Below are 14,842 nucleotides of genomic sequence, written 5' to 3' on the forward strand. Positions count from 1 at the left end.
TAAAACAAATGACCATAAAAGACAAACTAACCGCCCAACGTATTTACATCCTTTTAGGTGGTTTATTCATCACATCATTAGTAGTTTCAAATCTTATTTTCCAGAAATTTTTCTATTGGTATCCATTTGATATTGAAATTTTCGGAAGCAAGCTTTTTGAAATTTCTGTTGGAATTTTACCGTATCCTATCACGTTTTTAATCACTGACTTAATTAGTGAAATCTACGGAAAAAAACGCGCAAACGATGTGGTTGTGGTTGGCATTTTTGCTTCATTGTTTTCACTTTTAATTATTTATGTTGCCGATATTGTTCCCGCAACATATTGGGCTCCGGTTAACAACGACATGTTTAAAACCGTTTTCGGTAATTCTACTATTGCTGTTTTTGCAAGCATGCTTACCTATTTATTTGCGCAGTTTATAGACATCCAAATTTATCATTTCTGGAAACGCTTAACTAAAGGCAAACACTTATGGCTAAGAAATAATTTCTCCACTTGGTTTTCACAATTTGTAGATACCTTCACCATAGTATTTTTACTATGTTCTTTTGGAATTATAGACTGGGTAAATTTTAAAGGCTTGTTAGTTAGTGGCTTTTTATTCAAAGTAATTATAGCAGCTTGCGACACCCCGTTTTTATATTTAGGGGTGTATTTATTCAGAAAACGCTTCAATTTAAAAGTGAATGAAGAGATTGATTTACTTTAATTTTTCAGAAAGAATTAACACTAATAAAAAGCGAATTTCATCTTTTAGCACCATTTTTGCGTATATATTTATAAGCTGAAAAAAGTAAAGATTTCCGCCTTTGCGGGAATGACAAATTATTGTTTATGAAAAAAGCATTTAAAATTATTGGAATTACTTTATTAATCATCATCGCATTTTTAATTGCTATTCCATTCGCTTTCCAAGGTCAGATAAAAGATATGGTAAAGCGTTTTATTAATGAAAACCTAAATGCACAAGTAGAGTTTAGCGATGTCTCTCTAAGTTTTATTAGAAGCTTTCCGCAAGCACATGTTAATGTAAATGATTTGGTAATAACCAATTTTGAACCGTTTAAAGATGAAACTTTTGCAACGGTTAAAGATATTTCGTTTACCATGTCTGTAAAAGAATTATTTAAAACTGCTAATGAAAATCCTATTGTTGTAAATTCAATAACTATAGACGAAGCACTTTTAACTCTAAAAACCGATAAGTTTGGAAATAACAATTACGATATAACAAAAGAAGACCCGAACAAAACACCCAAGGATAACGAATCTGAAAGTTTTTCATTTAGTCTTGAGGATTATAAAATAAAAAATAGTGCCTTTACTTATATTGATGAAGCTTCTAAAACTTTGATTTATATTACCGAATTAAACCACGAAGGCCATGGTACGTTTTCAGCAGAAACTTCAGAATTAAACACCAAAAGTGAAGCTAATGTGAGTTTTACTTTAGACAGCACCAATTACTTAAACAATAATCCTATAAAATTAGATGCCTTAATTGGTCTAGATTTAGAAAACAGCAAATACACCTTTAAAGAAAACAAAGCTTTTATAAATAATTTACCTTTAGAGTTTCAAGGCTATGTCCAACAACTTGAAAACGGACAACAAATTGATATTTCGTTTGAAAACCCAGAATCAAGCTTTAAAAATTTCTTAGCAGTTATTCCTAAAACCTATTCTAAAAATATTGAAGAAGTTCAAACCACAGGAGATTTTAAAGTAAAAGGACTCATTAAAGGCGTAAGTTCAGACGAAACTATTCCAAATTTGGATATCAGTATTACATCAAATAATGCATCCTTTAAATATCCAGATTTACCTAAACGTGTGCAAAATATTGTGATTAATACAGAAATAAAAAACACAACAGGAAAAGTTAATGACACTTATATAGACATTAAAACATTACATTTTAAAATTGATGATGATGCTTTTAAATCGTCGGCAACTTTAAAAAATATCACAAAAAACATGCTAGTAAATGCTCATGTTGATGGTGTTTTAAATTTGGCAAACATTACCAAGGCATACCCTGTAGAATTAGAAAATGCGCTTACTGGTATTTTAAAAGGAAAAATAAATACGGCTTTTGATATGAATGCTATTGAAACTAATGCTTTTGATCGCATTAAAAATAATGGTTCAGCAAGCATTACTGATTTTGTGTTTTCTTCGGAAGACATTGTGAATCCTATTCATATCTCTAAAGCTGATATGACCTTTAATCACGAAACTGTATCTTTAAATAATTTTAAAGCAAAAACTGGTGAAAGCGATTTAGATGCCTCTGGAACTACAAATAATTTATTAGGGTTTTTACTAAGCGATAATACCTTAAAAGGGAATTTTAACGTAAACTCAAACCTCTTTAAAGTGAGTGATTTTATGACTGAAGATGGAGCTTCAGCAGAAAATAAAACCACTAGCGATTCTGAATCTTTAAAAATACCTGCCTTTTTAGATTGTGCCATTAATGCTAATGCTAAAACGGTTGTTTATGATAATTTAAATTTAAAAGAAGTCACTGGAACACTTTATATAAAAGACCAACAGGCTTCCATACAAAATATGACATCGAGCATATTTGATGGTGCTTTATCTATAGCTGGAGATGTTTCAACAAAAAACGAAACACCAACTTTTAGTTTAAATTTAGGTGCCGATGGATTCGATATTGCAAAATCGTTTAAGGAAATAGAATTACTGCAAAACTTAGCACCTATTGCAAAACTGCTTCAAGGAAAATTGAATACAAACATTAATCTTTCTGGCGAATTAGATAAAGAGTTTTCACCAAACCTAAATACCGTTTCTGGTAATGCTTTGGCACAATTACTAACTACTAAGATTAGTGCAAAGCAAGGAGAGCTATTCAATAAATTGGAAGGTGCATTAAGTTTTATCGATTTTAGCAAACTCAATTTAAAAGACTTAAAAACCAAATTAGCATTTGCCAATGGAAAAGTGAGTGTTAAGCCTTTCGATATACAATACCAAGATATTAGCATTACGGTTTCTGGTGGCCATGGTTTTGACAAAACATTAGACTATGATGCCGTTTTTAACGTACCTGCAAAATATTTAGGTAGTGAAATAAATCAATTAATTGGAAAAATTGATTCCGATGCAACAAAAAACATTACCATTCCTGTAACCGCAAATATTGGTGGTAGTTACTCCAATCCAACAATAAAAACAGATTTAACTAGTGGAGTTTCTAATTTAACCAAACAACTTATAGAGGTCCAAAAACAAAAATTACTAAATCAAGGCAAAGACAAAATAACAGACATGCTTGGTGATATTATAGGCGGTAACAAAACAAAAACCGATTCTATTAAGAAAGACCAAAATTCGGTAGTCCAAGATGTGCTAAAAGATATGATGGGAAATAAACCAAAAACTAAGGATACATCATCAACAAAAACCGATTCTATAAAAACGAATCCAACAACAGATGCTGTTAAAAATGTATTAGGTGGGTTATTAAGTAAAAAGAAGAAGACAAAAGATACGATTAATTAGGATTTTTTGATAAAAAGTCTCAACTTTGCATCCCTTTTTAGGAAATCCTTGAAAACGAAATAATAAAATATATTTATGTTAAAGATTATAGTTAAAGATGGTGAGAACATCGAAAGAGCTTTAAAACGTTACAAAAGAAAGCACAGAAACATTAAAGTAATGCAGAACTTAAGAGACGGTCAGTTTTTTACAAAACCTTCTGTTAAGCGTCGCCGTGAAATTCAAAAAGCTGAATATATCCAAAACTTAAGAGATCAAGAGGATATATAAATCTTTAATTACCTTATAAATGAATCCCATTTGCATTAATTGTAAATGGGTTTTTTAGTTTATAGTAATATTTACAACCAATCCCTCGTTAGCTCGAATATTGAAGACTGTCTGGTCCTCAAAAATAAGATATTGCCCCTTTATACCAACCAGCTTACCAGAATATTTATGTTCCTTTATAATATTCAAACTTTTAGGTTTTTCTGGATATTTATTTACAGGAAATTCTAAATTAGTTTCTGTATTACTTTCTATAAAATAATCTTTTGCTTCTTCTGGTATATATTGCCTTAAACGATCACGCCACTCAACCAAGTTCTCGTCCTTTATATCATTCTTAAGCATACTTCTCCAGTTAGTTTTATCACTTACATAATTCTTCAAGGCTACTTCTGTAATACCAGCTAGATACCTATTTGGAACTTCTACAATTTCTATAGCCTCATGTGCCCCTTGGTCAATCCATCGAGTTGGTACTTGACTTTTTCTAGTAACACCAACCTTAACATTGCTTGAATTAGCTAAATAAACTATATGTGGTTGCAATTGTGCCTTTTTTTCATATTCTAAGTCTCGATCCTCTTTACCTAAATGTGCAGTACTAAGTTCTGGTCTCATAATCCAATCTCCAGCACGGGCAGTATCGTAAAAACACTGTTTATCAAAGCCTTGTCTGTAAATAGGCTTATCCAATCCACAGTTTAAACATTGATACTTTACAAATTGAATAGTAATGGATTTATTGAGCAACTGATTCATATTTAAAAAGTCATTTTTAAATACTAAATAATATTGAATTGGATACGAAAACTCGGTTTCCATTTTTGTTAAAACACCTTGGTAGGTCATAAAAAAAAGTCTTATTTTTAAGAACTTAAATATAAAACAAATATGCCAATTCCTTTAGTAAATTCTATTGCTTCTTGGTTCCTAAAAAAGCGTTTTCATCAAATAGAACTCTTTTTAAAATACCCTAACGAAGTACAAACAGAATTACTTTTAAGCTTAATAGATTATGCTAAAGACACCGAAATAGGCAAACAATATAATTTTGCTTCGATAAAAAATTATAAAACGTTTGCAGAAAGAATTCCTATAAAGAATTACGAAGCGTGCCAAGATTTAATTCAACGTTCAAGACAGGGTGAAAACAATATTTTTTGGCCATCATCAATCAAATGGTTTGCAAAATCAAGTGGCACCACTCGGTCTAAAAGTAAATTTATTCCCGTTAGTTCTGAATCATTAGAAGATTGTCATTACGCAGCCAGTAAAGATTTGCTTTGTATGTATTTAAATAACAACGAAGATTCTCAGTTGTTCACTGGTAAAAGTTTGCGATTAGGCGGAAGCAAACAATTATATAAAGAAAACGGGACTGTGTTTGGAGATTTATCGGCTATTTTAATAGACAATATGCCATTTTGGGCAGAATTTAGTAGCACCCCAAGCAACAAGGTATCCCTAATGAGCGATTGGGAACACAAAATGCAAGCCATTGTAGATGAAACTATAAATGAGAATGTTACTAGCTTAGCTGGTGTACCTTCTTGGATGCTCGTATTACTAAATGATGTTTTAAAAACCACAGGTAAGCAGAACCTATTTGAAATCTGGCCCAATTTAGAAGTTTACTTTCATGGTGGCGTGAGCTTTACACCTTACATAGACCAATACAAAAACATTCTTCCAAAAAAGGATTTTAAGTATTATGAGATTTATAATGCTTCTGAAGGATTTTTTGCTATTCAAGATCAAAATAATTCCGATGAATTATTACTGATGCTAGATTATGGGATTTTCTATGAATTTATACCAATGCATGTTTACGGCACAGAAGAAGAATATGCTATCCCATTAGGAGACGTACAACTAAATAAAAATTACGCTATTATAATAACCACCAATGCGGGATTATGGAGATATAAAGTTGGAGACACTGTTAGGTTTACGTCTTTAAATCCATACCGAATAAAAGTTACTGGTAGAACCAGACATCATATAAATGTTTTTGGCGAAGAGCTTATTATAGAAAATGCAGAAGCAGCTTTAAAAAAAGTTTGTAAACGTACAAAGGCTGAAATTGTAGATTTTACTGCGGCACCAATTTTTATGGAAGGGAAAGAAAAAGGAGGACACGAATGGCTCATTGAATTTAAAACACCTCCCAAGGATCTTAATTATTTTAACGAGTTATTTGATAACGCTTTAAAGTCTTTAAATTCTGATTATGAAGCTAAACGTTATAATAATATAACATTAAATAAACCAAAAATACATGTAGCTAGAGAACATCTCTTTTATGATTGGCTAAAACAAAACAATAAACTTGGTGGACAACATAAAATACCTAGACTCTCTAATTCCAGAAATTATCTCGAAGCATTATTAAACTTAGATTCTTGAAAATCGCATTTATTCGATAAAGTGTATTGCTAAAAGTTTTTAAACGAGTATTTCATCTAATCATCTAAAAGCTATAAAAATCTTTTGACCAATAGTTTATTAAGTATACTTTTATTGAAGTTTAATAGACGAACGAAAAATTCCTCATAATGTCCATTATTAATTAAATCCAAATAAAAAAACCACGCTTAAGGCGTGGTTTTTTGTTTCTTAAAGCTGTGATTGTTATTTATGAAACCGCTTTCAATTTTTTCAAAGTTGTTTTAGTCAATTTTTCTTCGGCATACATTTTAGTAACATTAAATTTCTTTTCATCACTACTTGGTAATTCAAACATAGCATCTGTTAAAATCTCTTCACATAAAGACCTTAGACCTCTCGCTCCTAATTTATACTCTATTGCCTTCCCTACAATAAAGTTTAATGCTCCATCAGTAATACTGAAATCTATTTCATCCATTGAAAACAGTTTTTTATACTGTTTAATAATCGCATTTTTAGGCTCTGTTAAAATAGCTCTTAATGTATTAGCATCAAGTGGATCCATATATGTTAGTACTGGTAAACGACCAATAATTTCTGGAATTAATCCAAAATCTTTTAAATCTTTAGGAATGATATACTGAAGCAAATGATCTTGATCCACCACATCATCAGACATGGAAGCACTATAACCCACAGCTTGCATATTCAATCGTTTAGAAATTACGCGGTCTATACCATCAAAAGCGCCACCCGCAATGAACAAAATATTTTCTGTATTTACTTCTATAAATTTTTGGTCTGGATGCTTTCTACCTCCTTTTGGTGGAACATTTACAACCGTTCCTTCTAACAATTTTAACAAGGCTTGTTGTACACCCTCACCAGAAACATCCCTTGTAATGGACGGATTATCACTTTTACGGGCAATTTTATCTATTTCATCAATAAAAACGATGCCCTTTTCAGCTTTATCGAGATTATAATCTGCAGCTTGTAACAATCGTGTTAAAATACTTTCGACATCTTCTCCTACATAACCTGCTTCGGTTAAAACAGTGGCATCAACAATAGCTAAAGGAACATTAAGCATTCTAGCAATGGTTTTAGCCATAAGTGTTTTACCTGTACCTGTTTGTCCAACCATAATGATATTACTTTTTTGAATATCAATATCGTCATTTGATGCTGGCTGCAACAATCTTTTGTAATGATTATAAACAGCTACAGACATCACTTTTTTAGTCATTCCTTGACCAATAATATATTCGTCTAAAAACTCCTTGATTTGCTGTGGTTTGCGAAGTTTTAACTCTGCCGATAAGTCGCTACTATCGCTTTGTTTAGATTCTTCAATAACAATACCATGTGCCTGCTCAATACATCTGTCACAAATGTGTGCATCTAAACCAGCTATTAATAAGTTAGTTTCTGGTTTCTTTCTTCCGCAGAAGGAACATTCTAATTCTTCTTTTGCCATTAATCAAATTTTAATATAAATCGTTAAAAATCAAAGTATAACGAATTATAAAACTACAAAAATTTATTTACTCACGTACTAAAACCTCATCTATCATGCCATACTCCTTGGCTTTATCGGCTTTCATCCAATAATCTCTATCGCTATCGGCATATACTTTGTCGTATTCTTGACCCGAATGCTTACTAATAATTTTATAAAGTTCTTCCTTTAAAGTCAATATCTCGCGCGCTGTAATTTCAATATCACTTGCCTGTCCTTGCGCACCACCCAAGGGTTGGTGAATCATAACTCTAGAATGTGTCAAGCCACTACGTTTGCCTTTTTGACCTGCACATAATAAAACGGCTCCCATAGATGCTGCCATTCCTGTACAAATAGTCGCTACATCTGGTTTTATAAACTGCATGGTATCATAAATACCTAAACCAGCATAGACACTTCCACCTGGAGAATTGATATAAATTTGAATATCTTTTGAAGCATCCACACTTTCTAAAAACAACAGTTGTGCTTGAATAATGTTAGCCACTTGGTCGTTAATTGCGGTACCCATAAAAATAATTCGATCCATCATTAAACGCGAAAATACATCGAAAATTGCGATATTCATCTGGCGTTCTTCAATAATATTAGGGGTTAAACTCGTTGGATACATACTACTTACTATTTTATTATAATAAGTACTACTAATGCCTTGGTCTTTTATAGCAAATTTTTCAAATTCTTTTGCGTAATCCATAATTGTTCTAAAATATTAATTTGATTTAAAACCTTGACTCACATCAAGATACATAAAGCTTTCTTTCAATATATATATAAATAAAAAAGCGCTTAAACAAATGCGTTTAAGCGCTTAAATATAATGAATTATTATTTGATTATTTGTCCCCGTAAACTTCTTTAACAAAGTTTTCGTAACTCATTTCTTTAACCTTCAAATTAGCCTTTTCTTTATATACTTGTAAAAGTTTTTGGCTAACTAACTGTTCTGAAATTCTACGTGCTTCATCTTGGTTTGATAATACACGTGCAGCGATATCGTCTAATTCTTTATCTGAAGGATTCATTTGACCAAATTGAGCCATTTGTCCTTTAATCATTTCTCTTGCATGATTCTTTATATCGTCCATGGTTACTTGAACGTTATTTTCCTCAATTAATTTTCCTTCAATTAATTGGTAACGCAAGCTTTTTTCAGACTTCTCATATTCTTCTTTTGCTTGTACTTCATCCATTTCTTTTTCACCAGCTGTTTGCATCCATTTTGTTAAAAACTCTGCTGGTAAATCGAACTTCGTATTTTCTACTAAGTACTCTGTAACATCATTCAATAATTTTTGATCTGCTTGTTGAACAAATTGTTTTTCGGCATCTTCCTTAATTTTTGTTTTCAACTCTGTTACAGAAGTTACGGTACCATTTCCAAAAAGTTTGTCAAACAATTCTTGATCTAAATCTGCAAATTCTCTTTGGTTAATTTCTGAAATTGTGAAAGACACTTCAATATCTAAGCCATGAACATCATCATGTCCTAATTTTAAGGCATGCATTAATTCATGTTCATCATTATAAAGACCTTTTGTTTTTAAAATAATAACATCGCCTGCTTTTGCACCAATAAATTGTTTTGCGGTTGCTTTACCCTTAAACTTATCTAAAGTTAAAGTTACCGTATTATCGATTTCGCGTTCTTCATTTTTAAAAGTTCCTGTAACCTCACTATCTTTTTCAACAGTTTCTTGCGAAATTAATTTCCCATATTGCTTTTGAATGCGCTCAACTTGCTCGTTGATCATTTTATCATCGGCAACAATATTGTATTGCGTAATCGCTTTTTTGCTCTTTAAATTTACTTCAAATTCTGGTGCTAAACCTAATTCGAATTCAAAAGAGAAGGCATCAGAATCCCAATCAACAGCATCTTGAGGCTTAGGTAATGGTTGCCCAAGTACATCTAACTTTTCTTCGGTTAAATATTTATTTAATGCTTCTTGCAGTAATTTGTTAACTTCATCTACCAATACGGCTTTACCATATTGTTTTTTAACCATTCCCATTGGCACATGTCCTTTTCTAAATCCTGGAATGTTCGCTGTTTTACGATAATCTGATAAGATTTTTTCAACTTTATCGCTATAATCTTCTTTAGCAATATCCACTTTTACAACCGCATTTAATGCATCAACGTTTTCTCTTGTAATATTCATTTTTAATGATCTAAACCTTAAAAGGTATTTAATTTAAGTTTTAACTTGATTTTTTAGATTCCCATTTTCAGGGGAATGACAATTTCAATCGAAACTAAAAGACATAAATCTTTTAGAGTTTCTTGCAACTAAAATTGGGATGCAAAAATATAACATTTTTCGCATCCCAACAAAGTTTAATTGTCTGATTTTTAAGCTATTTTTTATCCTCTTTTAAAAGTGAATGAAGTATTGATTGTAGTATGGACAGTAAGATACTAAAAAGAATTGCCCACCAAATTGAACTTACCGAAAATCCTTCAATTAATTTATCTGCCAACAAGATTATTAATGCATTTATTACTAATAAAAATAAGCCCAATGTTACTATAGTTATTGGTAAAGTGAAAATTATTAATATCGGCTTTACTAATAAATTTAATATAGATAAAACAACGGCTACTATAATTGCGGTTAGATAACCATCGACAAAAACGCCTGATAAAACATGTGCTAAAATAAATACTGCAATTGCGTTTAATAGAAGTTTGATTATTAGTTTCATAATATTATGTTTTATGTTAATTCCCTACTCCTTTATAAAAAGGGTCCTCAAATATGTCTTTCTTCTTTTTGCTTTTTACCATAAATATTATTGGTAAAGAGTATGGTACAACAACAGCTTTTCCTCTTTGCATACCGGGTTCCATCTTTGGCAACTTACTAATAACATATTTAGCTTCTTCTTCTAAACTAGGATGTGGAGCTCGTACTCTTATACCTGTAACACTTCCTGTTTTATCTATTTTAAAAATGATATTTATCTTTTGTCTTCCTTCTAAACCAAGACCAAAAGCCAGATTAGTATTAAAACTTTTATTTACAAATTTTGCAACTTTTTCAGACATACACTTCTTTTTACCAAAATTACCTAATGCTAGTTCACAACCAGGATAAATAGGAACTTGCTCAAAATCACCTTCTGGAATCTTTGTTGGGTTTATTACAATATTGTTTTTAGATTTTCTAGCTATTCCTTTTTTAAATTTAACCGTACTTGTTTTATCTCCTGCTTCTTCATAAACAAACCATTCCCCATCTAACTTATCCTTATCATAAGTTCCCTTCAAAAGAATTAATCCTTTTTCATTATAGCGTTTCTCAACTCCATTTTTTAATCCTAATGCTGTTGTTCCTTCCAGTTCTATTTGCCCGTTTTTAAAATATTTCTTGTAAGCACCTTGTTTGTAATCTAAATAATACTCAACCTCCCATTCTTTCTCTCCAGAGTCATAATATTTAACCCATAATCCAGACAATTGGTCATCTTTATAATTGGTTTCTATTTTAACATTTTTGTTTTTATAAAACTCACGATACAGCCCATTTTTCAAAAGAAAATTCAATTTGGAATTAGGCTTACTAGAAAGCATCATTTCGTAAAGCAATGTGCCTTCTTCATAAAACCCATTTTTTATAAAATCTCCAGATTTTAACTTAATCGTCTTATTCTTTAAACCACCATTTTTGTAGTAGCTTTCTTGAAAACCAGTCTTTCTACCATTGCTATTATAGGTGTATATTTTGGACAGTTGTCCAGTTTCATAAAAATCTTGCCACTTACCAATCCTTTTTCCCTCCCTGTATTGACCTAAAGTTTTTAATTCTCCACTTTTATAGTAGTCTTCAAACGGCCCATGCCTTTTCTTCTTTTGAGGAAACACTACACAAGATGCAACTAGGAATAAGGCTAAAATAAGATGTTTCATTTAATGGAATTAAAATTATACATTGGTAAAAATAGCTTTTTTAAAAGAAAAATCCTTCTATTTTATGAACGCTAGTACAACTTCATAAAAATCCTTAGGGTTTTCTGCATGCAACCAATGTCCAGCATTAGAAATTGTTACAATTTTAGCTATTGGAAAATGGTTAGCAATTAATCGTTCATCTTCAATACCAATATATTCTGATCGATCACCACGTAAAAACAAAGTGTCTTTGTCAAATATTGCATAAGAAGGCAATGACTCTCCTATCTCGCCAACTTCATTTTTTAAAACTTCAAGATTTATACGCAATGCCAATTTTCCTTTCTCAATCCAATACAGGTTTTTCAATAAAAACTGTCTTGTTCCAAAATCAGGCACATAATCACTTAAAACAATATCTGCCTGCCCTCTGCTTTTAACTTCATCAAAATTTAATGCGCTCAAACCATTTAAAATAGCATCATGATGTATTGGGTAAAACCGCGGAGAAATATCTGCAACTAATAATTTTGAAACCAATTCTGGATATAACGTTGCAAACAACATGGCTGTTTTACCTCCCATAGAGTGACCCAGCAATATAATGTTTTCTATATTATGAGATTCGCAATATGCTTTTAAATCTTCTGCAAGAACTTCGTAATTAAACACCTCGTCATGAAAACTTCGCCCATGATTACGCTGGTCTACTAGATGAACTTGAAACCCTTGCTCGCTAAATTGTCTGCCAAGTGATTTCCAGTTATCACTCATTCCTAAAAACCCATGTAGAATAACAAAAACTCGCCCTTCGCCTATAATATTTGAATGTAGCAGCATTATTTTAATTTATGAAGATACATTTGAATTACATTTTCAACGCCCAAATACAAACTCTCAGAAACAAGTGCATGCCCAATGGAGACTTCTAATAAATTTGGAATTTCATCTTTAAAAAACTTAATGTTTTCTAAAGACAAATCGTGTCCAGCGTTAATTCCTAATTCTAATTTGTTAGCTAGTTTGGCACTTTCTACATAAGGCTTAATAGCTTCTTTGTTACCTAAACCAAATTGGTGTGCAAAAGCCTCGGTATACAATTCTATTCTATCTGTACCCGTTTCTTTAGCACCTTCTATTTGTTTTATGACTGGGTCGACAAAAATGGACGTTCGTACATTGTTATTCTGAAACTCCTTTATAACATCTACTAAAAAATCCTTATGTTTTATTGTATCCCATCCTGCATTACTGGTAATTGCATCTACAGAATCTGGAACCAAAGTAACTTGTGTTGGCTTAACTTCTAATACCAAGTTCACAAAAGATTCTATAGGGTTTCCTTCAATATTATACTCGGTATAAACTTCTGATTTTAAATCTCGTGCATCTTGATAACGTATATGGCGTTCGTCTGGTCGCGGATGAATTGTAACCCCTTCTGCTCCAAAACGCTGAACATCTTTTGCAAATTTCACAACATTAGGCAGATCTCCTCCTCTAGAATTTCTCAAGGTAGCAATCTTGTTAATATTAACGCTTAGCTTAGTCATATATAATTTTTAAACCGCAAAAATACAAAGTAGAACAGGCTTAAGTGTTATTTTTTTAATTAATTTGCATACCAATGTAAACGAATCTTAAAAATTAGGTGAAGCTCACAGAATACATAATAAACGATATAAAACCTATTGCTAGTAATAGCAAAATAAGTGATTTACAAGTATTGTTTAATCAATTAACATATTCTCATATTCCTATTAAAAACAAAGATAATGAGTTTATTGGCAGTTTATTTGAAACAGATGTACACTGTTTTGAAAGCGATAAGCTAATAAGTGATTATACTTATGCGCTCGAAGATTTTCACGTAAATGACAAAACACTTTGGTTAGATGTTTTAGAAGCTTTTGCAAGAAACTCAAGTAACATAATGCCTGTTTTAAATGAAAGCAATCGTTATCTTGGCTATTACGAATTAAGTGATATTATAAGCTTATTCGGGGAATCTCCTTTTTTCATTGATCCAGGAGGCGTTTTGGTTGTAGAAAAAGGCATTAACGATTATTCTTTTAGCGAAATTAGCCAGATTGTAGAGTCAAACAACGGGAAATTGCTTGGAGCTTTTGTTTCAAAAATGAAAAATGATGTTATTCAAGTTACTCTTAAAATTGGCAATGTTTCTTTAAACGAGATAATTCAAACGTTTAGACGTTATAGTTATAATATAGTATCTGGACATGAAGATGACAGTTATAAGCAAAGCCTTAAAGAGCGATCTGATTATTTGAATAAATATTTAAATATGTAAACTATGAAGGTTGCCGTTTTTGGACGATTTTATAATGAAACTACATCATCATCTGTTATAACACTTTTCAATTCGCTTGTTAAAAAAGATGTTGAAGCCTATATAGAGACACATTTTTATGACCTCATTAAAGCTCAAAATTCTAATTTAGACGACTATACTGCATTTAAAACGTTTGATGTTCTTGATACCTCGTTTGATTTGCTAGTAAGTGTTGGTGGAGATGGCACTATTTTAAGAGCCATAACTTTTGTGAAAGATATGGGTATTCCCATTATTGGTATTAATACAGGCAGATTAGGTTTTTTAGCTACAATTCAAGTTGATTCTATAGAAAAAGCTATTCAAGATATTATTGATGGAAATTATAAAATTTCAGAGCGTAGTTTGCTCGAAATTGAAACTTCGCCAGAAAATGATGAGATTAAATCGCTTAATTTTGCTTTAAATGAAATTGCTGTAAGTAGAAAAAATACAACTTCTATGATTACTGTTGAAACGCATCTAGATGGGGAATATTTAACATCTTACTGGAGTGACGGTTTAATAGTTTCAACAGCAACAGGATCTACAGGGTACTCTTTAAGTTGTGGAGGCCCCGTAATTACACCTGACACAAATAGTTTTGTTTTAACACCTATTGCACCACATAATTTAAGTGCAAGACCTTTAGTTATTCCAGATTCTACAGAAATACATCTTAAAGTTGATGGGCGTGAGGAAAACCACTTAGTATCTTTAGATTCTAGAATTGCTACTTTAGATAATGGAACTCTAATAAAAATTAAAAAAGCCACATTTAAAATTAAAATGATAGATCTTTTAAATGAAAGCTTTTTAAGTACACTCCGAAAAAAGCTGCTTTGGGGTGAAGACAAGCGTAATTAAACAATAATTTAGTCGAAATACAGTTTTACA

Annotated in this window: 14 protein-coding genes; 6 read left to right on the top strand and 8 right to left on the bottom strand. The window is 31.5% G+C overall.

The genetic code is table 11. The features are described from left to right. Positions 1 to 8: 8 nt before the first annotated feature. From Q0739_RS04575 to rpsU, 3 genes are all read left to right on the top strand, one after another. Complete coding sequence (locus tag Q0739_RS04575; protein WP_298237525.1) at positions 9 to 713, top strand: queuosine precursor transporter; 705 nt, start codon at positions 9 to 11, stop codon at positions 711 to 713. A 125-nt stretch (positions 714 to 838) separates the two neighbouring features. Next, positions 839 to 3,535: an AsmA family protein gene (locus tag Q0739_RS04580; RefSeq protein WP_298237526.1), complete on the top strand. Its 2,697-nt coding sequence runs from the start codon at positions 839 to 841 to the stop codon at positions 3,533 to 3,535. A 75-nt stretch (positions 3,536 to 3,610) separates the two neighbouring features. Further along, complete coding sequence (gene rpsU, locus Q0739_RS04585) at positions 3,611 to 3,805, top strand: 30S ribosomal protein S21 (RefSeq protein ID WP_298237527.1); 195 nt, start codon at positions 3,611 to 3,613, stop codon at positions 3,803 to 3,805. Between the two features lie 54 nt (positions 3,806 to 3,859). Here the strand turns inward: rpsU and Q0739_RS04590 are convergent, their stop codons facing one another. After that, a complete protein-coding gene (locus Q0739_RS04590) occupies positions 3,860 to 4,654 on the bottom strand; it encodes a DUF2797 domain-containing protein (protein WP_298237528.1) in 795 nt (264 codons plus the stop codon). A gap of 42 nt (positions 4,655 to 4,696) precedes the next feature. Here Q0739_RS04590 and Q0739_RS04595 point away from each other — a divergent pair, with 42 nt between their 5' ends. Continuing rightward, complete coding sequence (locus tag Q0739_RS04595; RefSeq protein ID WP_298237529.1) at positions 4,697 to 6,211, top strand: GH3 auxin-responsive promoter family protein; 1,515 nt, start codon at positions 4,697 to 4,699, stop codon at positions 6,209 to 6,211. Positions 6,212 to 6,440: 229 nt separating this feature from the next. Here Q0739_RS04595 and clpX read toward each other — a convergent pair whose 3' ends face one another. The 7 genes from clpX to Q0739_RS04630 form a co-directional block, all read right to left on the bottom strand. Further along, positions 6,441 to 7,673 (bottom strand): ATP-dependent Clp protease ATP-binding subunit ClpX, encoded by a 1,233-nt coding sequence (gene clpX / locus Q0739_RS04600; RefSeq protein ID WP_298237530.1) that lies wholly within the window; start codon positions 7,671 to 7,673, stop codon positions 6,441 to 6,443. Between the two features lie 67 nt (positions 7,674 to 7,740). Further along, entirely contained in the window at positions 7,741 to 8,415 is a 675-nt protein-coding gene (clpP, locus tag Q0739_RS04605; protein ID WP_298237531.1) for an ATP-dependent Clp endopeptidase proteolytic subunit ClpP, read from the bottom strand. Between the two features lie 139 nt (positions 8,416 to 8,554). Then, positions 8,555 to 9,883, bottom strand: a complete 1,329-nt coding sequence (tig, locus tag Q0739_RS04610; protein WP_298237532.1) for a trigger factor — start codon at positions 9,881 to 9,883, stop codon at positions 8,555 to 8,557. A 196-nt stretch (positions 9,884 to 10,079) separates the two neighbouring features. Then, on the bottom strand, positions 10,080 to 10,427 hold the full coding sequence (locus Q0739_RS04615; protein WP_298237533.1) for a phage holin family protein: 348 nt from the start codon (positions 10,425 to 10,427) through the stop codon (positions 10,080 to 10,082). A 16-nt stretch (positions 10,428 to 10,443) separates the two neighbouring features. Next, positions 10,444 to 11,631: an energy transducer TonB gene (locus Q0739_RS04620; RefSeq protein WP_298237534.1), complete on the bottom strand. Its 1,188-nt coding sequence runs from the start codon at positions 11,629 to 11,631 to the stop codon at positions 10,444 to 10,446. A 57-nt stretch (positions 11,632 to 11,688) separates the two neighbouring features. Then, complete coding sequence (locus tag Q0739_RS04625; RefSeq protein WP_298237535.1) at positions 11,689 to 12,453, bottom strand: alpha/beta fold hydrolase; 765 nt, start codon at positions 12,451 to 12,453, stop codon at positions 11,689 to 11,691. Then, the gene (locus tag Q0739_RS04630) at positions 12,453 to 13,166 is read right to left on the bottom strand and encodes a pyridoxine 5'-phosphate synthase (protein WP_298237536.1); all 714 of its coding nucleotides are present in this window, start codon (positions 13,164 to 13,166) and stop codon (positions 12,453 to 12,455) included. The genes Q0739_RS04625 and Q0739_RS04630 overlap by 1 nt, the downstream gene beginning before the upstream one ends. Positions 13,167 to 13,264: 98 nt before the next feature. On the opposite strand from Q0739_RS04630, the gene Q0739_RS04635 reads away from it, so the two are divergent. Beyond that, positions 13,265 to 13,924, top strand: coding sequence for a CBS domain-containing protein (locus Q0739_RS04635; protein ID WP_298237537.1), 660 nt, complete (start codon positions 13,265 to 13,267; stop codon positions 13,922 to 13,924). A gap of 3 nt (positions 13,925 to 13,927) precedes the next feature. Beyond that, complete coding sequence (locus Q0739_RS04640; RefSeq protein ID WP_298237538.1) at positions 13,928 to 14,812, top strand: NAD kinase; 885 nt, start codon at positions 13,928 to 13,930, stop codon at positions 14,810 to 14,812. Positions 14,813 to 14,842: the final 30 nt, after the last annotated feature.

Source organism: uncultured Algibacter sp. (genome assembly GCF_947487605.1).
Lineage (GTDB): Bacteria > Bacteroidota > Bacteroidia > Flavobacteriales > Flavobacteriaceae > Algibacter_D.

What these genes read in the sequence shown, in the direction of transcription:
- Q0739_RS04575 (WP_298237525.1), top strand. Translation starts at nt 9, where the DNA reads ATGACCATAAAAGACAAACTAACCGCCCAACGTATTTACATCCTTTTA.
- Q0739_RS04580 (WP_298237526.1), top strand. Translation starts at nt 839, where the DNA reads ATGAAAAAAGCATTTAAAATTATTGGAATTACTTTATTAATCATCATC.
- rpsU (WP_298237527.1), top strand. Translation starts at nt 3,611, where the DNA reads ATGTTAAAGATTATAGTTAAAGATGGTGAGAACATCGAAAGAGCTTTA.
- Q0739_RS04590 (WP_298237528.1), bottom strand. Translation starts at nt 4,654, where the DNA reads ATGACCTACCAAGGTGTTTTAACAAAAATGGAAACCGAGTTTTCGTAT.
- Q0739_RS04595 (WP_298237529.1), top strand. Translation starts at nt 4,697, where the DNA reads ATGCCAATTCCTTTAGTAAATTCTATTGCTTCTTGGTTCCTAAAAAAG.
- clpX (WP_298237530.1), bottom strand. Translation starts at nt 7,673, where the DNA reads ATGGCAAAAGAAGAATTAGAATGTTCCTTCTGCGGAAGAAAGAAACCA.
- clpP (WP_298237531.1), bottom strand. Translation starts at nt 8,415, where the DNA reads ATGGATTACGCAAAAGAATTTGAAAAATTTGCTATAAAAGACCAAGGC.
- tig (WP_298237532.1), bottom strand. Translation starts at nt 9,883, where the DNA reads ATGAATATTACAAGAGAAAACGTTGATGCATTAAATGCGGTTGTAAAA.
- Q0739_RS04615 (WP_298237533.1), bottom strand. Translation starts at nt 10,427, where the DNA reads ATGAAACTAATAATCAAACTTCTATTAAACGCAATTGCAGTATTTATT.
- Q0739_RS04620 (WP_298237534.1), bottom strand. Translation starts at nt 11,631, where the DNA reads ATGAAACATCTTATTTTAGCCTTATTCCTAGTTGCATCTTGTGTAGTG.
- Q0739_RS04625 (WP_298237535.1), bottom strand. Translation starts at nt 12,453, where the DNA reads ATGCTGCTACATTCAAATATTATAGGCGAAGGGCGAGTTTTTGTTATT.
- Q0739_RS04630 (WP_298237536.1), bottom strand. Translation starts at nt 13,166, where the DNA reads ATGACTAAGCTAAGCGTTAATATTAACAAGATTGCTACCTTGAGAAAT.
- Q0739_RS04640 (WP_298237538.1), top strand. Translation starts at nt 13,928, where the DNA reads ATGAAGGTTGCCGTTTTTGGACGATTTTATAATGAAACTACATCATCA.